The 23302-nt window shown below is 73.8% G+C and carries 16 protein-coding genes; 10 read left to right on the top strand and 6 right to left on the bottom strand.

Annotated elements, in window-relative coordinates; all coding sequences use genetic code 11:
* Nucleotides 1–118 precede the first annotated feature (118 nt).
* Entirely contained in the window at nt 119–1531 is a 1413-nt protein-coding gene (locus tag IE305_RS04185) for a family 2B encapsulin nanocompartment shell protein (protein WP_190127966.1), read from the top strand.
* Nucleotides 1532–1623: 92 nt separating this feature from the next.
* Nucleotides 1624–3030 carry a family 2B encapsulin nanocompartment shell protein gene (locus tag IE305_RS04180; RefSeq protein ID WP_190127965.1) on the top strand — a complete coding sequence of 469 codons (1407 nt, stop codon included), beginning with the start codon at nt 1624–1626 and terminating at the stop codon, nt 3028–3030.
* A gap of 46 nt (nt 3031–3076) precedes the next feature.
* On the opposite strand, the gene IE305_RS04175 is transcribed toward IE305_RS04180, so the two are convergent.
* Complete coding sequence (locus IE305_RS04175; RefSeq protein WP_190127964.1) at nt 3077–3271, bottom strand: hypothetical protein; 195 nt, start codon at nt 3269–3271, stop codon at nt 3077–3079.
* A gap of 173 nt (nt 3272–3444) precedes the next feature.
* Between IE305_RS04175 and lysX the strand changes: the two genes are divergently transcribed.
* On the top strand, nt 3445–6819 hold the full coding sequence (gene lysX / locus IE305_RS04170) for a bifunctional lysylphosphatidylglycerol synthetase/lysine--tRNA ligase LysX (protein ID WP_190127963.1): 3375 nt from the start codon (nt 3445–3447) through the stop codon (nt 6817–6819).
* On the opposite strand, the gene IE305_RS04165 is transcribed toward lysX, so the two are convergent.
* The 5 genes from IE305_RS04165 to IE305_RS04145 are packed head-to-tail and all read right to left on the bottom strand — an operon-like array spanning nt 6816 to nt 11945.
* Nucleotides 6816–7505, bottom strand: a complete 690-nt coding sequence (locus tag IE305_RS04165; RefSeq protein WP_190127962.1) for an ABC transporter ATP-binding protein — start codon at nt 7503–7505, stop codon at nt 6816–6818. The genes lysX and IE305_RS04165 overlap by 4 nt on opposite strands.
* Nucleotides 7489–8433 (bottom strand): ABC transporter ATP-binding protein, encoded by a 945-nt coding sequence (locus tag IE305_RS04160; RefSeq protein WP_190128213.1) that lies wholly within the window; start codon nt 8431–8433, stop codon nt 7489–7491. Before IE305_RS04160 ends, IE305_RS04165 begins: the two co-directional genes overlap by 17 nt.
* Before the next feature lie 32 nt (nt 8434–8465).
* A complete protein-coding gene (locus tag IE305_RS04155) occupies nt 8466–9323 on the bottom strand; it encodes an ABC transporter permease (protein ID WP_190127961.1) in 858 nt (285 codons plus the stop codon).
* On the bottom strand, nt 9316–10281 hold the full coding sequence (locus tag IE305_RS04150; protein WP_190127960.1) for an ABC transporter permease: 966 nt from the start codon (nt 10279–10281) through the stop codon (nt 9316–9318). Before IE305_RS04150 ends, IE305_RS04155 begins: the two co-directional genes overlap by 8 nt.
* Nucleotides 10282–10313: 32 nt before the next feature.
* A complete protein-coding gene (locus tag IE305_RS04145) occupies nt 10314–11945 on the bottom strand; it encodes an ABC transporter substrate-binding protein (protein ID WP_229890501.1) in 1632 nt (543 codons plus the stop codon).
* 239 nt (nt 11946–12184) lie between these two features.
* Here IE305_RS04145 and IE305_RS04140 point away from each other — a divergent pair, with 239 nt between their 5' ends.
* From IE305_RS04140 to IE305_RS04110, 7 genes are all read left to right on the top strand, one after another.
* Nucleotides 12185–13456, top strand: a complete 1272-nt coding sequence (locus IE305_RS04140) for a phosphatase PAP2 family protein (protein WP_190127959.1) — start codon at nt 12185–12187, stop codon at nt 13454–13456.
* A gap of 186 nt (nt 13457–13642) precedes the next feature.
* Nucleotides 13643–14956, top strand: a complete 1314-nt coding sequence (locus IE305_RS04135; RefSeq protein ID WP_190127958.1) for an extracellular solute-binding protein — start codon at nt 13643–13645, stop codon at nt 14954–14956.
* 24 nt (nt 14957–14980) lie between these two features.
* Nucleotides 14981–15916: a carbohydrate ABC transporter permease gene (locus tag IE305_RS04130; RefSeq protein WP_229890499.1), complete on the top strand. Its 936-nt coding sequence runs from the start codon at nt 14981–14983 to the stop codon at nt 15914–15916.
* On the top strand, nt 15913–16752 hold the full coding sequence (locus IE305_RS04125) for a carbohydrate ABC transporter permease (protein ID WP_190127956.1): 840 nt from the start codon (nt 15913–15915) through the stop codon (nt 16750–16752). The genes IE305_RS04130 and IE305_RS04125 overlap by 4 nt, the downstream gene beginning before the upstream one ends.
* A gap of 15 nt (nt 16753–16767) precedes the next feature.
* Nucleotides 16768–18015, top strand: coding sequence for a glycoside hydrolase 5 family protein (locus IE305_RS04120; RefSeq protein WP_190127955.1), 1248 nt, complete (start codon nt 16768–16770; stop codon nt 18013–18015).
* Nucleotides 18016–18076: 61 nt separating this feature from the next.
* A complete protein-coding gene (locus IE305_RS04115) occupies nt 18077–20143 on the top strand; it encodes an endo-beta-N-acetylglucosaminidase (protein WP_190127954.1) in 2067 nt (688 codons plus the stop codon).
* Nucleotides 20144–20209: 66 nt separating this feature from the next.
* Nucleotides 20210–23248 (top strand): alpha-mannosidase, encoded by a 3039-nt coding sequence (locus IE305_RS04110; RefSeq protein WP_190127953.1) that lies wholly within the window; start codon nt 20210–20212, stop codon nt 23246–23248.
* The last annotated feature ends 54 nt before the right edge of the window (nt 23249–23302 follow it).

Genomic DNA, 23302 nt, shown 5'->3' with positions numbered 1-23302 from the left:
CATCCGATCGAGTGATCCCGTCCGCCGAATTCCGCTGCTAGGTTCGGGCGGGGCGCCCGGGGCCTTTTCCCGGGGCCGCCGCACGGGCAGTTCCGCGACGATGGGGTGGGCATTCGAAATGACGACGTCAGTGGAGTCCGGGGCCGGTACGGAAAATCCGCCCGGCCGGCTGAGCCTGGGCACGGAGGCCGCCCGGAATCTGGCCACCACGACCAAGTCCGTGCCGCAGATGCAGGCGATCAGCTCCCGGTGGCTGCTGCGGCTGCTGCCGTGGGTGCAGGTCTCCGGCGGCACGTACCGGGTCAACCGGCGGCTGACGCACACACTGGGCGACGGGCGGGTGGAGTTCTTCACCACCGGCGCCGAGGTCCGGGTGATCCCCGCCGAGCTGGGCGAGCTGCCGCTGCTGCGGGACTTCGGCGACGCGGAGGTGCTGGAGGAGCTGGCCGGCCGGTTCGTGCAGCGCGAGTACCGGCCCGGTGAACTGCTGGTGGAGGCCGGACAGCCGGCCGACCAGGTCGTCCTCCTCGCGCACGGCAAGGCCGAGAAGCTGCACGAGGGCGAGTACGGCGAGCCCGCCGTGCTGGGCGTGCTGGCCGGCGGCGGCTACATCGGCGACCGCGAGCTGGCCGCACCCGAGCCGGGCACGTGGGACGTCACCGTCCGCGCGGTGACCGCCTGCACCGTCCTCACGCTGCCGCACGCCGAGTTCCGGCAGGCCATGGAGCGCTCGCCGCAGCTGCGGGCACACGTCGAGGGCGTCCGCGCCCGTACCGGCCGCCCGCAGAACGCGTACGGCGAGGCCGCCATCGACGTCGCCTCCGGGCACACGGGCGAGCCCGCGCTGCCAGGTGTGTTCGCGGACTACGAGGTCTCGCCCCGCGAGTACGGGCTGAGCGTGGCGCAGACCGTGCTGCGGGTGCACACGCGCGTGGCCGACCTCTACAACGAGCCCATGAACCAGCTGGAGCAGCAGCTCCGCCTGACCGTCGAGGCCCTGCGCGAACGCCAGGAGCACGAGATGATCAACAACCGCGAGTTCGGGCTGCTGCACAACGCCGACCTGGGCCAGCGCATCCACACCCGCAGCGGCCCGCCCACCCCCGACGACCTCGACGACCTGCTGGCCACGGTGTGGAAGGAGCCCGGCTTCCTGCTGGCGCACCCGAAGGCCATCGCCGCGATCGCCCGGGAGTTCAACCGCCGCGGCGTCTACCCCGACAGCGCGCAGGTCGGCGGGCACTCGGTGCCGGCCTGGCGCGGCGTACCGATCTTCCCCTGCAACAAGATCCCCGTCACGGACACCGGTGTCAGCTCCGTCCTGCTGATGCGGACCGGCGAGGAGAGCCAAGGCGTCATCGGCCTGCACCGCACCGGAATTCCCGATGAATACCAGCCGAGCCTTTCAGTGCGCTTCATGGGCATCAGCGAACAGGCCATCATGTCGTATCTGGTGAGCGTCTACTATTCGGCCGCCGTCCTGGTACCGGACGCCCTGGGAATTCTCGAGAACGTCGAAGTGGGCCACTGAATTCGCGGATTCGCCGTATCTGGGAATCCGCGTATCCGTGAATCCGCCGAGTCCGTCCGTCCGCAGAACTCACAGATGGGTGAACACCTCGCATGACCACGTCAGTGGAGCCGGAGAACTCCGTACCGCAGGACCAGTCCCGGCTCAGCCTCGGGACGGACGCGGCGCGCCAGCTCGCCACGACCACCAAGACCGTCCCCCAGATGCAGGGCATCTCCTCGCGCTGGCTGCTGCGCGTGCTGCCCTGGGTCCAGGTGTCGGCCGGCACGTACCGCGTCAACCGACGGCTGACGTACACCGTCGGTGACGGGCGCGTCGAGTTCATCTCGACGGGCGCCGAGGTCCGCGTCATCCCGCCGGAGCTGGGCGAGCTGCCGCTGCTGCGCGGGTACGAGGACCAGCAGGTGCTGGAGGCGCTGGCCGACGCGTTCGTGCAGCGCGAGTACGCGGCCGGCGACACGCTCGTGGAAGCCGGGCAACCCGCCGACCAGGTGTTCCTGATCGCGCACGGCAAGCTCACCAAGACCGGCCGCGGCCCCTACGGGGACGAGGCCGTGCTCGGCACCCTGGCCGACGGCGACTACTTCGGCGAGCGCGTCCCGCTGGAGCCCGACGGCACCTGGGGCTTCACCGTCCGCGCCGTCACGCGCTGCACGGTCCTGGCCCTGCCCCGCGCGGCGTTCCAGGAGGTGGCCGACCGCTCCGAGTCGCTCCGCGCGCACGTCACGGACGTCTCCTCGCGCCCCACCCCGCCCGCGAACAAGCGCGGCGAGGCCGACATCGCCATCACCTCCGGGCACAGCGGCGAGCCCGTCATCCCCGGCACGTACGTCGAGTACGAGCTGCGGCCCCGCGAGTACGAGCTGAGCGTCGCGCAGACCGTGCTGCGGGTCCACACCCGCGTCGCCGACCTCTACAACGAGCCCATGAACCAGCTGGAGCAGCAGCTCCGCCTGACCGTCGAGGCCCTGCGCGAACGCCAGGAGCACGAGATGATCAACAACCGCGAGTTCGGGCTCCTGCACAACGCCGCCATGAGCCAGCGCATCCACACCCGCAGCGGCCCGCCCACCCCCGACGACCTCGACGAGCTGCTCGCACGGCGCCGCAAGACGCAGTACCTGCTGGCGCACCCGCGCACCATCGCGGCGTTCGGCCGGGAGTGCAACAAGCGCGGCCTGTACCCGAAGAACATCGAGGTCCTGGGGTCGTCCGTGCGGGCCTGGCGCGGGATTCCGCTGCTGCCGTGCAACAAGATCCCGGTGTCGGAGACCGGCACCAGCTCCATCATCGCCATGCGGACCGGCGAGGAGAACCAGGGCGTCGTCGGCCTGCACCAGACCGGCATCCCGGACGAGTACCAGCCCAGCCTCAACGTGCGGTTCATGGGCATCAACGAGCAGGCGGTCGCCTCGTACCTGGTCAGCGCCTACTACTCGGCGGCGGTGCTGGTGCCGGACGCGCTCGGCGTCCTGGAGGACGTCGAGATCGGCCGGTAGGACCACCGCGCCCCGCGGCGTCCGGCCCGGCGGAGCCCCGTGCCCGTCAGGGCCGGACGCCGCCCACCAGCTGCGTGGTGGCGAACAGGCCGTGCGAAATGGTCGGCGCGATGCTCGTGCTGGCCAGCAGGAAGCCCAGCAGGACGCAGACGAGGGCGTGGGAGAAGCGCAGTCCCCCGCTGCGCATGAACACCACGGCCAGGATCACGAGCAACAGGACCACGGAAATCGACACGGCCACGGCGAACCTCCTCGGCACAGCGGCGGGACGTCCGCCAGTCTCGCTCATCGTGGCCCCGCGAGCCGGGCAGGAGATGTACTCCAACCGGGTGGGAAATCACCGATTCGGCCCCTCCGCGCCGCGCTCCCGGCGCTCGGCGTGCCCGGAGCCCTGCTCGTGCCTAGGCTGACGGAATGAGCACTGTCCGGGACGCCGGGCCCTCGGGGCAGCAGGCGGGCCCGTCCGGCGCGCCCGCCGCGGACGAGGCCCGGGCCGGCGCCTGGCGCCGTTTCCTGCACGGCGTTCCGGGCGGCTTCGCGGTCTTCTTCGGCCTGCTCGGCGCCTACTGCGCCGTCACCGCCGTCGTCCCGCCGCTGCGCCGCGCCCTGCAGCCCGTCACGCGCGCGCTGGACCTGCTGACCGTCCCCACCGCCGCCAACCTCGCGTACGCCGTCTTCCTGCTGCTGCTCGCGGCCGCCATGGCCGCCCGCAAGCGGGTCACCCTGTGGTTCGTCCTGGCCTACCTCACCCTCCTGCTGCTCGCGGACGCCCTGCTGCTGGCCGTGGGCTACTGGGACACCCTGCCGTCGCTGGTGCTGTGCGTGGCCGCGATGAGCCTGCTGCTCCTGGCGCGGCGCGAGTTCTACGCCCTGTCACGCCGCGGCGCGTTCCTGCGCGCCCTGCTGGTCCTCGTCGCGGGCCTGGCCGTCGGCACGCTGCTGGGCTGGGGCCTGGTCTCGCTCTTCCCCGGCACCCTGGAGCGCGGCGGCGGCAACCGGCTGCTGTTCGCCGCCAACAAGGTGTGCGGCGGGCTGGTGCCCACCCACCACTTCGCCGGCCGGCCCCCGCACTGGATCTACTTCCTGCTCGGCCTGTTCGGCGCGCTGGCGCTGCTCAACGCCGCCATGGCGCTGTTCCGCTCGCAGCGCCTGGAGGCGGCGCTGCACGGCGACGAGGAGCTGCGCATCCGCGGTCTCCTCGCCCGCTGGGGCACCCGCGACTCGCTCGGCTACTTCGCCACGCGGCGCGACAAGGCCGTGGTCTTCTCGCCGAGCGGCAAGGCCGCCGTCACCTACCGCGTGGAGGCGGGCGTGTGCCTGGCCTCCGGCGACCCGCTGGGCGACCCGGAGGCGTGGGCGCCCGCCATCGAGGCGTGGCTCGACCTGGCCGGCCGCTACGGCTGGCAGCCCGCCGTGATGGGCGCGGGCGAGGAGGGCGCCCGCGCGTACGCCCGCCACGGCCTGGGCGCGCTCCAGCTGGGCGACGAGGCGATCCTCCAGGTCGGCTCCTTCGACCTGGACGGCCGGGAGATGCGCGTCACCCGGCAGGCCGTGAACCGCGTGGAGCGCACCGGCGCCACCGTCCGTGTCCGCCGCCATTCCGCCCTGTCGGACGAGGAGATGGGCGAGGTCATCCGGCGCGCGGACGCCTGGCGCGACACCGAGACCGAGCGCGGCTTCTCCATGGCCCTGGGCCGCCTGGGCGACCCCGCCGACGGCGACTGCCTGCTCGTGGAGGCGCTGGACCACGAGGGAACGATGATCGCGCTGCTGTCGTTCGTCCCCTGGGGGACCGACGGCATCTCGCTCGACCTGATGCGGCGCGACCGGACGGCGCCCAACGGCGTCATGGAGTTCATGGTGGCCCGGCTGTGCGCGCAGGCGGGCCGGTTCGGGGTGCGGCGGGTCTCGCTCAACTTCGCCGTGTTCCGGTCGGCGTTCGAGGAGGGGGCGCGCATCGGCGCGGGGCCGGTGCTGCGGCTGTGGCGCAAGCTGCTGCTGTTCTTCTCCCGGTGGTGGCAGCTGGAGGCGCTCTACCGGTCGAACGTGAAGTACAACCCGGAGTGGCACCCCCGCTTCCTCTGCTACGCCGACGCCGGTGCGCTGGCCCGGATCGGGCTGGCGGCGGGCATCGCCGAGGGCTTCGTCTCCGTGCCCAGCCTGGGCAAGCTGTGGCGCCGCGGCCGCGCCCCCGGCATCGCCGGCCCCGCCCCCGCGGCCGGCCTGCCCTCGCTCACCGAACTGGGCTTCGCACCGGGCGCGGAGCCCGGTGCCGCCGGCGCGGAGGGCGCGGAGGGGGAGCTCGCGGGCCTGCCCGAGCAGGTACGGGTCCGGCACCGCAAGCTGGAACGGCTGCGGGCCGCCGGCGTCGACCCCTACCCCGTCGACGCGCACCGAACGCACACCCTCGCCACGATCCGCGCCGCCCACGCGGACCTGCCGCCCGGCACCCGTACGGGTGAACGCGTCACCGTGGCCGGCCGGGTGCTGCTCGCCCGCAACCACGGCGGCGTCGCCTTCGCCACCGTGCGCGACTGGTCGGGCGACCTCCAGCTGGTGTTCACCCGCGACGGCTCCGGGCCCGAGCTGCTGCGCCGCTTCACGTCGCACGTCGACCTGGGCGACCACGTGGAGGCGGAGGGCGAGATCGGGACGACCGACCGCGGCGAGCTGTCGGTGTTCGTCACGCGTGCCCGGATGACCGCCAAGTGCCTGCGCCCGCTGCCCGACAAGCGGCGTGGCCTGGGCGACCCCGAGACGCGGGTGCGGATGCGGTACGTGGACCTGGCCGTCTCGCGCGAGGCGCGGCACACCGTGCGGACGCGCAGCGCGGCGGTGCAGGCGCTGCGGCTGGGGCTGCTGGAGCGGGGGTTCCTGGAGGTGGAGACGCCGATGCTCCAGCAGGTGCACGGCGGCGCCAACGCGCGCCCGTTCACCACCCACATCAACGCCTACGACCTGGATCTCTACCTGCGCATCGCGCCGGAGCTCTACCTCAAGCGGCTGTGCGTGGGCGGCCTGGAGAAGGTGTTCGAGCTGGGCCGCACCTTCCGCAACGAGGGTGTGTCGTACAAGCACAACCCCGAGTTCACGATGCTGGAGGCGTACCAGGCGTTCGCCGACTACGACGTGATGCTCGACCTCACCCGCGAACTGATCCAGGAGGCGGCGACGGCCGCCCACGGCGCGCCGCTCGCGGTGCGCACCGACGCCGACGGCCGGCGCGTGGAGCACGACATCTCCGGCGCGTGGCCGGTGCGCACGGTGTACGGCGCGCTGTCGGAGGCCCTGGGACAGGAGGTCGGCCCGGACACCACCGTCGCGGCGCTGCGCGCGCACTGCGACGCGGCGGGCGTGCCGCACGGCGTGGACGACGGCCACGGGGACCTGGTGCTGGAGCTGTACGAGCGGCTGGTGGAGCAGCGGACGACGCTGCCGGTGTTCTACAAGGACTTCCCCACCGACGTCTCGCCGCTGACCCGCCCGCACCGGGCGGACCCGCGGCTGGCCGAGCGGTGGGACCTGGTGGCCTTCGGCACGGAGCTGGGCACGGCGTACTCGGAGCTCACCGACCCGGTCGAGCAGCGCCGCCGGCTGACCGCGCAGTCGCTGCGCGCGGCGGGCGGCGACCCGGAGGCGATGGAGCTGGACGAGGACTTCCTGCGGGCCCTGGAGTACGCGATGCCGCCGACGGGCGGCCTGGGGCTGGGCGTGGACCGGCTGGTGATGTTCCTGACGGGCCTGTCGATCCGCGAGACGCTGCCGTTCCCGCTGGTGCGGTTCCGTTAGAGAGGGTGGGGCCGGTCGGATGCGGTGGTGCCCCGGGTGATGTCGTCCCAGCGCACCACCCGGTCGCACCAGCGGTTCAGCAGGACCGGGTCGTGGCTCACGGCCAGGACGGCCGCGCCTGTTTCCGCGCGGTACGCCTCGAGCACGCCCACCAGGGCCGCCGTCGTGGACGCGTCCAGCATGGCCGTCATCTCGTCGCAGATGAGCAGGCGCGGGCGCAGGGCCAGGGCGCGGGCGAGGCAGGCGCGTTGCAGCTGGCCGTCGCTGACCTGGTGCGGGCGGCGGGTCAGCAGGTCGTCCGTCAGGCCCGTCGTCGCCGCCAGTCCGGCCACGCGGGCCGGTGCTTCCGCGCGGCGGCCCGTGGCGCGCAGCGGTTCCGCGATCACGTCGTGGAGCGTCAGCCGGGGGTCGGCGGACTGGCGCGGCTGCTGGAAGACGACGCCGACGGCTGTGCGTTGCCCGCGTGGCGCGCGGTGGCGCCAGCCGTGGGCCGGTTCGCCGTCGAGGAGCACGGTGCCGGCCGTGGGGCGGTGCAGGAGGGCCGCGACCCGGGCCAGGGTCGACTTGCCGCAGCCGCTGGGGCCCAGCAGCCCCACGGCCTCGCCGTCGCCGACGGTCAGCGACACGTCGCGCAGCACGGGCCGCCCCGGCTCGTATCCGGCCGTGATGTCACGCAGCTCCAGCACGGGGCTGCACCTCCTCCAGGGGGTGGTGGCAGGCCACGCCGGCGGAGAGGGCCGGGACCGTTCGGGTGCAGGCGGCCTCCGCCCGGTCGCAGCGCGGCGCGAAGGCACAGCCCTCCGGCAGTGCGCCCAGCTCGGGCGGCATGCCGGGGATGGGGGTGAAGGCCCGTTCGGGCAGGGCGTCGAGGAGCCGGCGGGCGTACGGGTGCCGGGGGCCGGGGGTACCGAAGAAGGGCCCGGCGTCGGCGGTCTCGACGACGCGCCCCGCGTACATGACGGCCACCCGGTCCGCGATGCGTGCGGCGGCCGCCAGGTCGTGCGTGATCATCAGCAGGGCGTGGCCGGCGTCGACGTGCCGGCGCAGTTCGTCCGCCGTGCGCTCGACGAGGTCGCGGTCGAGGCCGGTGGTGGGTTCGTCGGCGAGGAGCAGCGGGGCGTCGCCGACGAGGGCAAGGGCGGTGGCGGCGCGCTGGGCGAGTCCGCCGGAGAGCTGGTGGGGGTGGCGGTCGAGGTGGTCCGTGGGGAAGGCGGCCCGGGCGGCGGCGGCTTCGACGGCGGGGTCCAGGGCGGTGCCGCGGACGCCGGTGAGGGCGCGGACGGTCTCGCGGAGGTGGGAGCGTACGGTGCGGACGGGGGTGAGGTGGGCGGCGGGACTCTGCGGGACGAGGCCGATGCGGCGGCCGCGGACGGTGCGGGCGAGGGTGCGTTCGCTCGCGGTCAGCAGGTCCAGCGGCGCGTCTCCGGCGAGCAGGGCCCGTCCCGCCGTCTCGGCGTTGCCGGGCAGCAGGCCGAGCAGGGCGGAGGCCAGCACCGACTTGCCGCAGCCGCTCTCGCCGACGAGGACGAGGCACTCGCCGGGGTGCAGGGTGAGGGAGACGTCGCTGACGGCGGCGACGTACCGGCCGCCGGGCATGCGGAAGCGGACGGACATCCCGTCGACGGTCAGCAGGGGCTTCGCAGGTTTCACAGCGCCGGCTCCGGTCGGCCGCGGGGATCGAGGCGTTCGCGCCAGGCGGCGGCCAGGGCGGCGACGGCCAGGGTGGGGACGATGATGAACAGGCCGGGGAAGAGGGTGGGCCACCACTGGCCGGCCAGGAGGGAGCCGCGGGCGCTGTTGACCATGGTGCCGAGGCTGGCGGCGTGCGCGGGCAGGCCGAGGCCGAGGAACGACAGTGCGGATTCGTGCCAGATGGCGTGCGGCACCATCAGCACCGCGGCGAGCCCGGCCTGCGGCAGGACGGCGGGCAGCAGGTGCCGTACGGCGACGCGGAGGCGGGTCGCGCCGCCGGAGATCGCGGCGTCGACGTACGGCCGGGTGCGCAGGGACAGCAGTTCGGCGCGGACGATGCGGGCGGTCGACACCCAGTGGGTGAGGGCCACGGAGGCGATGACGGGCCCGGTGCCGGGGCGGAGGAGGGCGACGACGACGATGCCGAACAGCAGGTGCGGTACGGAGGAGAAGAGGTCGACGCCGCGCATGACGAGGCGGTCGGTCCAGCCGCCGAGGGCGCCGGCGAGGCCGCCGACGGTGGTGCCGACGACGGTGGCGGCCAGCGCGGCGACGACGCCCGCGAGGAGCGAGACGCGCAGCCCGTGCGCGGTGCGCAGCAGCAGGTCGCGGCCGACCTCGTCGGTGCCGAAGGGGTGGGCCCAGGTGGGCGGCAGCAGTTTGGCGCCGAGGTCGACGGCCTGGTCGTCGACGGGGGCGAGCCAGGGCACGAGGACGGCGGCCAGGACGACGGCCGCGAGGACGGTGGCGCCGGCGGCCGTCCGTACGGGCCGGGTGCCGCTCGCACGGGTGCGCCAGGTGGTGTCAGCCATCGAATCCCACCCTGGGGTCGGCGAGTCCGTAGAGGAGGTCGGAGAGCAGGTTGCCGGCGAGTACGGCGGCGGTGGCGAGCACGGTGAGGGCGGCCAGCAGCGGGAAGTCGGCCTTGGTGGCGGCCTCGACGGTCGCGGAGGCGATGCCGGGCCAGCTGAAGACGGTCTCGACGAGCAGGGCGCCGGTGATGAGTTCGGGTACGCGGGAGCCGACGAGGGTGAGGACGGGCAGCAGCCCGGAGCGCAGGGCGTGGCCGAGGAGGACGGTGCGTTCGCTCAGGCCGCGGGCGCGGGCGCCGCGTACGGGGTCCTCGCGGAGGGCGTCGCCGACGCCCTGGCGAACGTACAGCACGAACCAGGGCAGCTGGGTGAAGGCGAGCACGGCGGCGGGCAGCACGAGGTGGGAGGCGACCTGGCCGGCGGTGACGGTGTCGCTGCCGGTGTCGGTGAGGCCGCCGGCGGGCAGCACGCCGAGGTGGACGGCGAAGAACCAGACGGCGAGCAGCCCGAGCCAGAAGGGCGGTGCCGCCTCCAGGGTGTAGGCGAGGGCGGTGACGGCGCGGTCGAGGGGGCGGCCGGGGCGGCGGGCGGTGAGCACGCCGAGCGCGGTGCCCGCGGTGACGGCGACGGCGAAGGCGACGCCGCACAGCAGCACGGACCAGCCGAGGCGTTCGCCGATGACGTCGGCGACGGGCTGGCGCAGGGTGGGCGACCGGCCGAGGTCGCCGGTGAGGGCGGAGAGGAGCCAGTCCCACCAGCGGGCGGCGAAGGGCCGGTCCGCGCCGAGGTTGTCGCTCAGCTGGTCGAGGACGTCCTGGCGGGCGCCGAGCCCGGCGGTGCCGGCGTAGGCGCGGGCCGGGTCGAAGGGCGAGGCGGCGGCGAGGGCGAAGACCCCGAAGGTGACGACGGCGAGCACCGGGACGGCGGCCAGGAGCCGCCGTCCGGTCATGCGTGCCATCGGCCCCCAGGGGAGGGCGGCCGGGCGCGGGGTCACTGCTTCGGCTGCCAGTCCTCGGCGTTCCACCAGGGGCCGGCGCCCAGGCCGTGGTCGTGCGGCTCGACCTGGGTGGTGAGGTCCTTCCAGGCGTCCTTGACGACGTAGACGTGGTCGACGTGGGTGAGGAAGACGTAGCCGGGGTTGTCGGCGAGGCCGCGCTGGACGGTGTCGTAGGCGGCCTTGCGGGCTGCCTGATCGCCGCCGCGGCGGCCTTCCTCCAGGGCCTTGTCGACGTCGGGGTTGCGGTAGGCGGCCATGTTGTTGAAGCCGTCGAGGGCGAGGGAGGAGTGCAGGAGGTTGTAGAGGTCGAAGTCGGGGTCGGCGGGGTTGCCGCCGCCGGCGAGGACGGCGTCGTCCTTCATGCGCGGCTCGATGACCTCCCAGGTGCCGCTCTGGACCGTGACGGTGACGCCCGCCTTCTTGGCGTCGGCGGCGAAGGCGAGGGCGTGCTCCTCGCGGAGCTTGTCACCGGCGGGGTACCAGAGGGTGAAGGCGGCGCGGGTGCCGTCCTTCTCGCGGACGCCGTCGTCGCCGGCCTTCCAGCCGGCGTCGTCGAGGAGCTTCTTCGCCTTCTCCAGGTCGTGGGGGCGTTCGGTGCCCTTGGCGAACCAGGGGCTGTCGGTGGGCACGGGCCCGTACCCGGCGCGGCCGGCGCCCTCCAGCAGCGTGTCGACCATGGCCTGCCGGTCGACGGCGAGGTCGAGGGCGCGGCGGACGGCGAGGTCGCCGGTGACCTTGTTGCCGGTGGGCAGGGTCACGCCGCGGAAGTCGGTGGTCCGTGCGGTGATCGTGGTGCGGCTCTTGTCGCCCTTGAAGCCCTTGGCGAGCTCGGGCGGCAGGATGGCGCCGTCGAGGTCGCCGGTCCGCAGCCGGGTGGCGCGGACGTCGTCGTCCTTGACGACGGCCATGGTGAGCTTCTTGATCTTCGGCTCGCCGCCCCAGTAGTGGGGGTTGGCCTTGAAGGTGAGCTTCTCGCCCTTGCTCCAGCCGGTGAGGACGTACGGGCCGGTACCGATGGGGGTGGTGTTGAAGGGCCCGGTGTTGACGTCCTGCCCGGCGGCCGCGTGCTCGGGGACGATGGGCAGGACGGTGCGCTCGGCGAAGGGCGCGTAGGGGTATTTGAGGGAGAAGACCACGGTGTCGTCGCCCTGGGCGGTGACCTGGTCGATGGCGTCGAGTTCGCCCTTGGCGGCGTTGTTGGTCTTCTCGTCGAGGATGGTGCGGTAGGTGAAGACGACGTCCTTGGCGGTGAACGGCTTGCCGTCGCTGAACGTCACGCCCTTGCGGAGGCTGTACGTGTACGTGCGCCCGTCGTCGGTGACCCGGGGCAGGGCGGTGGCGAGCGCCGGCTGGAGCCGCATGGCGGCGTCGTGGCGCAGCAGCCCGTCGAAGATCTTGGAGTTGCCGTCCTTGCCGTAGCCGAGCAGGGGGCTCAGCGTCTCGGGCTCCTCGGCGAGCCCGACCACGAGCATGTCCTTCGCCCGTCCGCCGTCGGCCCCGCCGGGTGCGGAGCACCCCGCACCCCCGGCCACCAGGACCCCTGCCACGGCCGCGGCGGCCGCTCCTCGTACGGACCGGGCCGTCTTGCCCATACCTCTGATCACGCCCTGATCGATAGTGCTCATGCGTTCGTACCACAGGCCCGCAATTGCGAACCGCTCGCAATTAAACAGTACGTAAAGGTACGGTCATGATCCGGGGGTGCGGGACGACCTTCCGGCGGCCCCCGCCCGCCCTCACCACAACCCCGATAGCATGTTCGGGCTCACGACCAGACCACCCGGAACCTCACACGACGGCCGAATCATTGATATCGCGAATAGACAGCAGAACGACGCCCGCGGTGTGGCGTCAACCACGGGCGATGCTGTGGGCCGGCGTTGCCGCGGTGGCCCTGGCGTTCCTCGTCGCGCTGGAGATCGCCGCGCGCCACTACGGCATGCGCGGGCCGATCACCAACCAGGTACGGGAGGTGGTCTTCGCACCCAAGTCGGGACCGCTCCTCTACGCCGGCATGGCACTGATGTCGGTGGTGCTCCCCTGGCGGGAGCGCTTGATCGCGTTCGGCGTCGCCGCCGGCATCGACGTGGTCTTCTTCCTGGTGCGCTGGGCGGTCGACGCCAAGATGATGTTCGGCAACGGCGCCCTGTGGGTGACCCTGGCCTGCGCCGTCATCGCCGTCACGCGCCGCACCGGGCGGGAACGCGCCCTGCTGCTGAAGGGCGTCGGGCTGGGGCTGCTGCTGGTGGCCGGCCGCAAGACCGGTGACACATGGCTGCTCATCACGTCGAGGACGCGCCCGACGGTGCTCGACCAGTACGTGGCCACCGCCGACCACGCCCTGGGCAACCCGTCCTGGGTGGTGGGCCGGCTCGTCGAGGCCACCGGTACGGTCGGGAACCACATCCTCGACTACGTGTACATCCAGCTCGCGGTGGCCGCGGTCCTCGTCACGGTGTACCAGCTGCGCAACGTGGCGGCCGAGCGCCGCTTCCCCCAGCACCACCTGGTGCGCACCTTCCTGGTGATCGGCCTCCTCGGCCCGGGCATCTACATGATCTACCCGGTGGTCGGGCCGATCTTCGCCTACGGCGCCGACGGCGGGCACTGGGCGGTGGCCGACCTGTGGCCCAACACGGTGACCCCGCTCACCGCACCGCAGCACATGCCGTTCAACGACTTCACCCCGCGCAACTGCATGCCCAGCCTGCACACCGCGTGGGCCACCGCCATCTTCATCCACTCCCGCAAGGGCCCGCGCCTCCTGCGCTACGGCGGCACGTTCTGGCTGGTCGCGACGCTCGGCGCCACGCTGGGCTTCGGCTACCACTACGGCACCGACATCGTCACCGGCGTGATCTTCACGCTCATGATCGAGGCGGCCCTGCGCGCCCAGACCCGCGACTGGGACCGCGCCGGCCTCCAGCTGGCCGCGTACGCCGCGGTGGTCTTCACCACGCTCCTGCTGGCGTTCCGCTACCTGCCGATGCAGATCGCCGAACACCGCTGGTTCTCCGGCCCGCTCATCCTGCTGGCCATGCTCTCGGTGATCTACGGCTACGTCCGCGTCACCCGCCAGTGGGACCCCAAGCCCGCCCCGGCACCCCGCCCGGAACTCCAGCCCGAACCGGTCTGACCGTGACCTCACGAGGGGCCGTCCACGCACGCCGTGGGCGGCCCCTCGCGCGTCCGGCGGTATTGACGCCGGTCCCCGCACGGGTGCAGGTTCTTCACTGGTCCCGCACCTGACGCACCCGGCACGCCCGCACACCACCGCACGGCACCTTGGTCCTCCCCGGCCCGATCGAAGGAGCTCGTCGGCATGACGGTCGTCCGCAGACCCGCACGCTCGTTCCTGCCGGCCCTGCTGCTCGTCCTGGGGCTGTCGGGGTGCGGTGGCGCGGGAAGCGGTGACGGGGGTGGTGGCGGGGCCGGGTCCGGGGCCGGGGGGAGGCCCGAGGGGTCCATCACCTTCCAGACCTGGAACCTGCGGGCCCGCTTCAAGGACTACTTCGAGGGCCTCGTCCGCGACTTCGAGCGGCAGAACCCCGGCGTCAAGGTGACCTGGGTCGACCAGCCCGCCGAACACTACGCCGAGAAACTGGGCGCCGACGCCGCCGGCGGCACGCTCCCCGACGTCGTCAACGTCTCGCCCGACCTGTCGTACCCGCTGGCCAAGGCGGGCCTGCTGACCAACCTCGACAAGGAGCCGGCCGCCGCGCGGTTCAAGGACGAGTACACGCCCGAGTCCTGGCAGGGCAACGCCCTGCCGGGACTCCACGGCACGTACGCCTTCCCCTGGTACCTCAACACCGGGCCGCTCTTCTACAACAAGGCGCTCTTCCGGTCCTCCGGGCTCGACCCGGAGAAGCCGCCGCGGAGCTTCGACGAGCTCTTCGCCGTCGCCGAGCGCATGACGAAGGCGTCGGGCGGCAGGACCGCGACGCTGGCGGCGGCCCCCTCCATCGAGGACTTCGGCCGCTACGGCGTCCGGCTGATGAACGACGACGCGACCCGGTTCACGTACAACGAACCCAAGGGCGTGGAGCTGCTGACCCGTTACAAGCGCCTGTACGACCAGGGCGGGCTCGACCCGCAGGCGCTCACCAACACGCCCGAGAAGTCGGGGCAGAAGTTCCTGGAGCAGAAGGTCGCCATCAACCCCGGCAGCGCCCACGACCTGGAGACGTTCCGCAAGAACGCGCCCGGCCTCCACCGTGAGCTGGGCATCGTCGACGCGCCCAACAACACGGGCAAGCCCAACATGTACGTGATGGGCGTGGCCGTGAGCGAGCGCAGCACGCACAAGGCCGCCGCCGTCGCGTTCGCCCACTTCGTCACCGACCGGCGCAACCAGGAGGCGTTCGCGCACAAGGTCGCCGTCTTCCCCAGCACCCGCGGCTCGCTGGACGACCCGTACTGGACGCGGGACGACGGCACCGACGAGGGCCGGGTGCGGGTGGCCTCGGCACGGATGCTCAAGGGCGCCGTCAACTACACGCCCGTGGTGATGAGCGACGAGATGAAGACCGTCCTGCGCAACGAGGTCGCCAAGGCGTTGCAGGGCAAAAAGTCGCCGCAGAAGGCCCTGGACGACGCGGTGGCGCAGAGCGACCGGCTGCTGCGGCAGGGCTGAGCGGACGCCGCCGTGCTCCGCCCCGTGCCCGGACGCCCCCCGCGCGTCCGCCGTGTCCCCCGCGTCCGTACCCACCGGGCCGTCAGTCCCTGGCTGTTCCTGCTGCCCGGCCTCGCCGTCGTCGCCGTCTTCTCCCTCTACCCGTTCGTCAGCACCGTCGGCCGGGCGTTCACCGACGCCCGCACGCTCTCCCCGGGGCACTGGGTGGGGCTCGCCAACTTCCGCGCCATGGCCGCCGACGAGCAGTTCTGGGTGGCGCTGCGCAACAGCGGCCTGTACGTGCTGCTCGTCGTGCCGTTCACCGTGCTGCTGCCGCTGCTGCTCGCGCTGCTGGTGGAGAAGCCGCTGCGCGGCGTGGCCTTCTTCCGCGCGGCGTACTACACGCCGGTGGTGGCCTCGGTGGTCGTCGTCGCGCTGATCTGGAACTGGATGCTCGACGACCGCGGCCTGGTCAACGGGCTGCTGCGGCTGGCCGACGCCGGCCCCGTGCCGTTCCTCGGGGACGAGTGGCTGCTGCTGTTCGCGGCGATGGCGCTGACGGTCTGGAAGGGCCTCGGCTACTACATGATCATCTACCTCGCGGCGCTGGCCACCGTGCCGCGCGAGCTGCACGAGGCCGCCGCCGTGGACGGCGCCGGCCCGCTGCGCCGCTTCACCAGCGTCACCGTCCCGGCGGTGCGCTCCACGATGGTGCTGGTCGGCGCGTTGTCGTCGGTGGCCGCGTTCAAGGTGTTCGCCGAGGTGTTCCTGCTGGCGGGCCCCACCGGCGGGCCGGCCGGGCAGGACACCACGCTGGTGATGCTGGTCCAGCGCACGGGCACCGGGCTCGGCGGCCGGACCGGGTACGCGTCGGCGCTGTCCCTGGTCGTCTTCGTCGTGGCGCTGCTCCTCATGCTGCTCGTGCTGTACGCGGGCGCCCGCGACCGCACGACCAGGGGGCCGGAAGGGGAAGCCCGATGACGTGGACGACCCGCACCTCCCCCTGGGAGAAGGCGCTGCGCTACGCCCTGATGACCGCGGTCCTCGCCCTCACCGTCGGCCCCTTCCTGTGGCAGCTGTCCACGTCGCTCAAGGGCGGCACCGAGGACCTCTACACCTGGCCGCCGCGCCTGCTGCCGCGCCACCCCACGCTCGGCAACTACGCGGAGGTGGCCCGCATCGTGCCCGTCTGGGACTACGCCCTCAACTCCGTGAAGGTGGCGGTCGCCAGTGTGCTCACCAACCTCGCGGGTGCATCCATGGCCGGGTACGCGCTGGCGCGGCTGCGCTTCCGGGGACGCCGGGCCGCCGGGCTGGCCTTCGTCCTGGCGCTGCTGGTGCCGCTGGAGTCCGTGATCATCGCCCAGTTCACCCTGGTGCGGGAGCTGCGGCTGAACGACAGCCTGGTGGCGGTGGTGCTGCCCGGCGCGGTCGGGGCGCTGAACGTGCTGCTGATGCGGAACGCCTTCGCCGCCGTGCCGTACGAGATGGAGGAGGCCGCCGTCGTGGACGGCGCGAACGTGTGGCAGCGGTTCACACGGGTCGCGCTGCCGTCGGTGCGCGGCACGCTCGCCGTCGTCGCGATCTTCGCGTTCATGGGGGCCTGGGACGACTTCCTGTGGCCGCTGATCGTGCTGTCGGACCCCCGGCACTTCACCCTCACCGTGGGCCTCAACCACCTGCACGGCACGTTCGCGCAGGACCCGCGGCTGGTGGCCGCCGGCACCGTCATCGCCGTGGCCCCGCTGATCCTCATGTTCGTCTGCCTGCAACGGTACTTCTTCCGCGGCGTCGGCGAAGGCGCCGTCAAGGGCTGAGGAGGGCTCCCCCGCATGCGCTTCGGCGTCAACTACACCCCCAGCCGCGGCTGGTTCCACCACTGGCTCGACTTCGACCCGGACGAGATCCGCGCCGACCTCGACGACATCGCCGGGCTCGGCCTCGACCACGTCCGCGTCTTCCCGCTGTGGCCCGTCTTCCAGCCCAACCGCACCCTGATCCGGCCCCGCGCCCTCGACCAGCTGCGCCTGCTCGCCGACGCGGCCGCCGAGCGCGGCCTGGACGTGGCTGTCGACGGCTTGCAGGGCCACCTGTCGAGCTTCGACTTCGTGCCCTCGTGGGCCACCACCTGGCACCGGCGCAACCTGTTCACGCACGAGGCGGTGGTGGAGGCCCAGGCCGCCTACCTCGCGGCGCTGGGCGAGACCCTCGCGGACCTGCCCGGCTTCCTCGGGCTGACCGTCGGCAACGAGGTGAACCAGTTCTCCGGCCCGCCCCACCCCGACCCCGACCGGGTCACCCCGGCGGAGGCCGGACGCTGGCTGCGGCGGATGCTGGACGCGTGCGAGGCGGCGGCCCCCGGCCGGCTGCACGTGCATGCCTCGTACGACGCCGCCTGGTACGACGGCACGCACCCCTTCACGCCGGCGCACTCGGCGCTCCTGGGCGCGATGACGGTGGTGCACTCCTGGGTGTTCAACGGCACCGCCCAGCGGTACGGGCCGCGGGGCGCGGCCACGGAGCTGCACGCCGCGTACCTGGCCGAACTGGCGAAGGCGTGGGCGGAGGACCCGGCGCGGCCGGTGTGGCTCCAGGAGACGGGCGCGCCGGCCCCGCACGTCCCGCCCGGCCGGGCGGCGGCCTTCACGCGGGCGACGCTGACGCACGTCCTGGACTGCCCGGACCTGTGGGGCGTGACGTGGTGGTGCTCGCACGACGTGGACCGGTCCCTGGCCGACTTCCCGGAACTGGAGTACGACCTCGGTCTGTTCACCACGGACCGGCGGCTCAAGCCGGTGGGCGAGGCCCTGGCCCGGGTGGTGCGGGAGTGGCGCGCGGGGTCGTTCGCGCCGGCGCGGCCGCGCCGGGTCGCGCTCGCCCTCGACGTGGGCGGCGCGGAGGAGGCGCCGGGGCGCCGGGTGTGCGCGCCGGGGGGCGCGTTCTTCGAGGCGTGGGTGGCGGTGGCCGCCGAGGGGGTCCGGCCGGCTGTGGTGCCGGCCGAACGGGCCGTGGACGCGGCGTACCTGGCGGCACGCGGCATCGAGGAGGTGGTGCGCGTGGCGGACGTGACCGGCCGGTAGCAGCCCGGCCCGAGGAACGAGAAGCGAGGAACGAGCAACGAGGAACGCCGGAGGAGCCCCCTTGCGCGAGAGACCGCTCACCCGCCGTACGGTGCTGGCCGCTGCGGCGGGCCTGGCCCTGCCCGCGCCACCGGTGGCAGCGGCGGGAAGGCAGCAGAAGGAACAGCAGCAGAAGCGGGAGCGGGAACAGGAGCCGGGTCTCCAGCCGTTCGCCCGGTACTGGTACCCCGACACCCTGCTCGCCTGGTCCGCGGCCACCGACCCCGACCTCCCCTTCAACCGGTCCACCGTCCCCCTCGCGTCCCGTTTCACTCCCCCGCCGCCCAACGCCACCGCCCGTGCCGGGCAGGCGCGGGTGTCCGCCCTCGTCTCGTTCGCGCCCACCTCCGGCAACCCCTCGCAGGGCTCGGCCACCGCCGACTACTACGCCCTCACCCACTGGGCGTACCTCGACGAGCTGGTCTTCTGGGGCGGCTCGGCGGGCGAGGGGCTGATCCTGGCGCCCAACGCGCCCGTCGTGGACGCCGCGCACCGCCACGGCGTGCCCGTCCTCGGCACGGTCTTCCTGCCGCCGGTGGCGTACGGCGGCGAGCTGCGCTGGACGCGCGACCTGGTGCGGCGCGGCCCGGACGGCCGCTTCCCGGTCGCGGACAAGATGGCGGAGGCGGCCCGCGCCCACGGCTTCGACGGCTGGTTCCTCAACGCCGAGACCGGCGGCGGCGACGCGCGCCTGGCGGCGGACATGCGCGACTTCGTGGCGTACCTGCGCGCGGAGCCCGGCGGTCTGCGGGTGACCTGGTACGACGCCATGGCCGTGTCGGGCGGCATCGCCTGGCAGAACGAGCTCAACGACCACAACGCGCCGTTCTTCGCCGCGGCGAGCAGCATGTTCCTCAACTTCGGCTGGCACCGCGCCGGCCTGGCCGCCTCGGCGGCGCGGGCCGGCGCCCTGGGGCGCGACCGCTACGAGCTGTGGGCGGGCGCCGACGTGGAGGCGGCGGGCTGGGACACGCGGGTCGACTGGGACGCGCTGCTGCCCGCCGACGGGCCGCACGCCGCCTCGCTCGGCCTCTACCGGCCCGAATGGACGTGGAAGTCGCTGCCGTCGCCGCCCGCCGGCGGGCGCGCCCCGGACGCCTTCCACCGGCGCGACGACCTCTTCTGGACCGGGCCCTCCCTCGACCCGGCCCGCCCGGCGCCGGGCCCGGGCCCCTGGCGGGCCCCGGCCGTGTCCGTCGCCGACCGCTCCACCGTCACCTCCCTCCCCTTCGCCACCGTCTTCAACACCGGCCATGGCCTGGGCTGGTACGACGGGGGCGTACGCGTGGGGGACGCGCCCTGGAACCACCTGGGCCTCCAGGACCGGCTGCCGGGCCGCCGCTGGGTGGTCCATACGGCGGGCGCCCGGCCCGCCGTCGGCTTCGACTTCGCCGACGCCTGGTACGGCGGCGGCAGCCTGCTGCTCACGGGGGAGCTCACCGCACCCACGACGCTGGAGCTGTACGCGACGCGGTTGCCGCTCTCCCCGCGGACGGTCGTGGAGCTCACCTACCGCACCGGCCCCGGCTCGGCCGCCGTCCGCGTCGAGCTGGCCGCCGCGACGGCCCCGGGCGGGCGCGGCGGGGAACGGTTCCGCCGGCTGCCCGCCGGCCGGCTCCGCGCGGGCGGCAGCCCCTGGACCACGGTCACCGTCCCGCTGGGCGCCCTGTGGCACCGCGGGCTCCTGCACGGCCTCGGCGTCCGCCTCACCGCCCCGGACGGCGGTGCCGTCCACTGGCGGCTGGGCCGGCTGGCCGTACGCGACGCCGTGCCCCCGCCGCCCGCGCCGCCCGGCCGGCCCGTCGTCACGGCGGCGCGGGAACGCCCGGACGGCACCACGGAGCTGCGGCTGGCGTGGGACGCCGCGCCCGGGCCGGTGCGGCACTACGAGGTGCGGCAGGTGCTGTCCGGCGGAGCCCGCCGCTTCCTCGGCGGCACGGCTGGGCATGCCTTCTACGTCCCGGCGCTGCACCGCCCGGCCGGCGAGCCGGCCACCCGGATCGAGGTGCGGGCCGTGGACGAGCTGTACGCCGTGTCGTCCCCCGCCACCACCGTGCTCCGCCGGCCGCACGGCACCGGCCGGCCCTGAACCGCCGGCCCCGAACGGCCGCACCCGACCCGCCGCCCCGTCCCGCCTCCCGCGAAGGGACCGCCGATGCATCACGACCGCGCCCTCACCGAAGCCCGGCTGCAGCGCGTGCTGGACGAGCGTGTCCGGCCCGCCGTCCACCCCGTGTCCGTGCCCCTGGACGTCTCGGTGTGGCACGCCCCTGGGGAGCCCGTGCCCGTCGCCGAGGGGCTGGCGGCCCCGCGGACGCCGGTCGCGGTGGGGGACGCATGGGGGCCGGCGTGGGGCACCAGCTGGTTCACCGTGTCGGGCACGGTGCCGGCCGACTGGGCCGGGCGGACCGTCGAGGCCCTCCTCGACCTGGGGTTCGACGAGAACATGACCGGGTTCCAGTGCGAGGGCCTCGTCTACCGGCCGGACGGCTCGCCGGTCAAGGGCCTCAACCCGCGCACGCACTGGGTGCGGATCGCCGACCGGGCGGAGGGCGGCGAGCAGGTGCTGCTGCACGTCGAGGCCGCCGCCAACCCGGTGATCATGGACTACCGTCCCTTCGTCCCCACCGAGCTGGGCGACCGCGAGACCGCGGACGCCGCGCCCCGCTACCGGCTGGCCCGGATGGACCTGGCCGTCCTGGACCGCACCGTGTGGGAGCTGGTGCAGGACCTGGAGGTGCTGGGCGGGCTGATGGCGGGCCTCCCGGAGGACGCGCCGCGCCGCTGGGAGGTGCTGCGGGCCGTGGAACGGGCGCTCGACGCGCTCGACCTCCAGGACGTGGGCGGCACGGCCGCCCGGGCCCGGGAGTGCCTCGCCGGCGTGTTCGCCGCGCCCGCGCACGCCTCCGCGCACCGCATCAGCGCGGTCGGGCACGCGCACATCGACTCGGCGTGGCTGTGGCCGCTCCGCGAGACGGTGCGCAAGGTGGCGCGGACCACCGCCAACATGACCGCGCTGCTGGAGGAGGAGCCGGACTTCGTCTACGCGATGTCGCAGGCGCAGCAGTTCGCGTGGGTCAAGGAGCACCGGCCGGAGGTGTACGCGCGGGTGAAGAAGGCGGTCGCGGAGGGCCGCTTCGTGCCGGTGGGCGGCATGTGGGTGGAGTCGGACACGAACATGCCGGGGTCGGAGGCGCTGGCCCGGCAGTTCGTGCACGGCAAGCGCTTCTTCCTGGAGGAGTTCGGGGTCGAGACGGAGGAGGTGTGGCTGCCGGACACGTTCGGCTACTCGGCGGCGCTGCCGCAGCTGGTGCGGCTGGCGGGCGCCAAGTGGTTCCTCACGCAGAAGATCTCGTGGAGCCGGACCAACGCCTTCCCGCACCACACCTTCTGGTGGGAGGGCCTGGACGGCACCCGGGTGTTCACGCACTTCCCGCCGATCGACACGTACAACGCGCAGCTGTCGGGCCAGGAGCTGGCGCACGCCGTGCGCAACTTCCGCGACAAGGGTGCCGCCACGCGCTCGCTGGCGCCCACCGGCTGGGGCGACGGCGGGGGCGGCACGACGCGCGAGATGGTGGCGCGGGCCAAACGCCTGGCGGACCTGGAGGGCTCGGCGCGGGTGGTCTTCGAGAAGCCGTCGGCGTTCTTCGAGAAGGCGCACGCCGAGTACGGAGCGGAGGCGCCCGTGTGGACGGGCGAGGTGTACCTGGAGCTGCACCGGGCCACGCTGACCAGCCAGGCCCGGACCAAGCAGGGCAACCGGCGCAGCGAGCACCTGCTGCACGAGGCGGAGCTGTGGGCGGCGACGGCCGCGGTGCGCGCCGGGTTCCCGTACCCGTACGAGCGGCTGGACCGGCTGTGGAAGACGGTGCTGCTGCACCAGTTCCACGACATCCTGCCCGGCACGTCGATCGCCTGGGTGCACCGGGAGGCGGCGCGGACGTACGCGGAGGTGGCGGCGGAGCTGGAGGAGGTCGTCGGGGCGGCGCAGGCCGCGCTGGCCGGTGCGGCGGCGGACGGCACCGGGGTGCTGGTGTTCAACGCGGCGCCGCACGCCCGGGGCGGGGTGCCGGCCTTCGGTGCGGCGCGTGCCGCGGACACTGCCGCGGGGGTCGCGCCGGAGGTGTCCGTCACCGGGCGCGAGGGCGGCGGTTTCGTGCTCGACAACGGGCTGCTGCGGGTGCAGGTCGACGGGCGGGGCCTGGTGGTGTCGGTGCGTCACCTGGGGACGGGCCGGGAGACGCTGGCCCCGGGCGGCGCGGCCAACCTGCTCCAGCTGCACCAGGACTTCCCCGTGATGTGGGACGCCTGGGACGTGGACCGTTTCTACCGCAACACGGTCACGGACCTGACGGGTGCGGTGGAGCTGGAGCGGGTGGGCCCGGACTCCCTGCGGGTGGTGCGGAGCTTCGGCGCCTCGCGGGTGGAGCAGACGGTGACGCTGCCGGCGGGCGCGGGCCGGGTGGAGTTCACCACGGAGGTGGACTGGCACGAGACGGAGAAGTTCCTCAAGGTGGCCTTCCCGCTGGACGTGCACACGGACCGCATCGCCGCCGAGACGCAGTTCGGCCACCTGCACCGGCCCACGCACACCAACACCAGCTGGGACGCCGCCAAGTTCGAGGCGTGCGCGCACCGGTTCGTCCGGGTGGAGGAGCCGGGCTGGGGCGTGGCGCTGGTGAACGACGCGACGTACGGGTACGACGTGACCCGCATCCCGCGCGCGGAGGGCACCGCCGCCACCACGGGCACCACCGTGCGCCTGTCGCTGCTGCGCGCGCCGCGCTTCCCCGACCCGCGCACCGACCAGGGGGTGCACCGCTTCCGGTACGCGCTGGTGCCGGGCGCCTCCATGGCGGACGCGGTGCGCGAGGGGCACCGCATCAACCTGCCGGAGCGGCGCGTGCCGGGCGGCGGGGCGGTGGAGCCGCTGGTGTCCGTGGCGGACGAGGCGGTGGTGGTGTCGGCGGTGAAGCTCGCGGACGACGGCAGCGGCGACGTGGTGGTACGGCTGTACGAGGCGCTGGGCGGCCGGGTGCGCACGGCCTTGCGCGCCGGGTTCGCCGTGGCGTCGGCGTCCGAGTGCGACCTGCTGGAACGGCCCCTGCGTGCCGCCGGGCTCGACGGCGACGCGGTGCCGCTCTCCCTGACCCCGTTCCAGATCGTCACGCTGCGCCTCGTACGGGCCTGACGGCGCACCAGAGGGCGGCCGTCCCCAGGACGCGTGACCCGTACGCTTAGCATT

Source organism: Streptomyces mashuensis, from assembly GCF_014654785.1.
Taxonomy (GTDB): Bacteria; Actinomycetota; Actinomycetes; order Streptomycetales; family Streptomycetaceae; genus Streptomyces; species Streptomyces mashuensis.
This window is presented reverse-complemented; position numbering and strand designations above follow the sequence as displayed.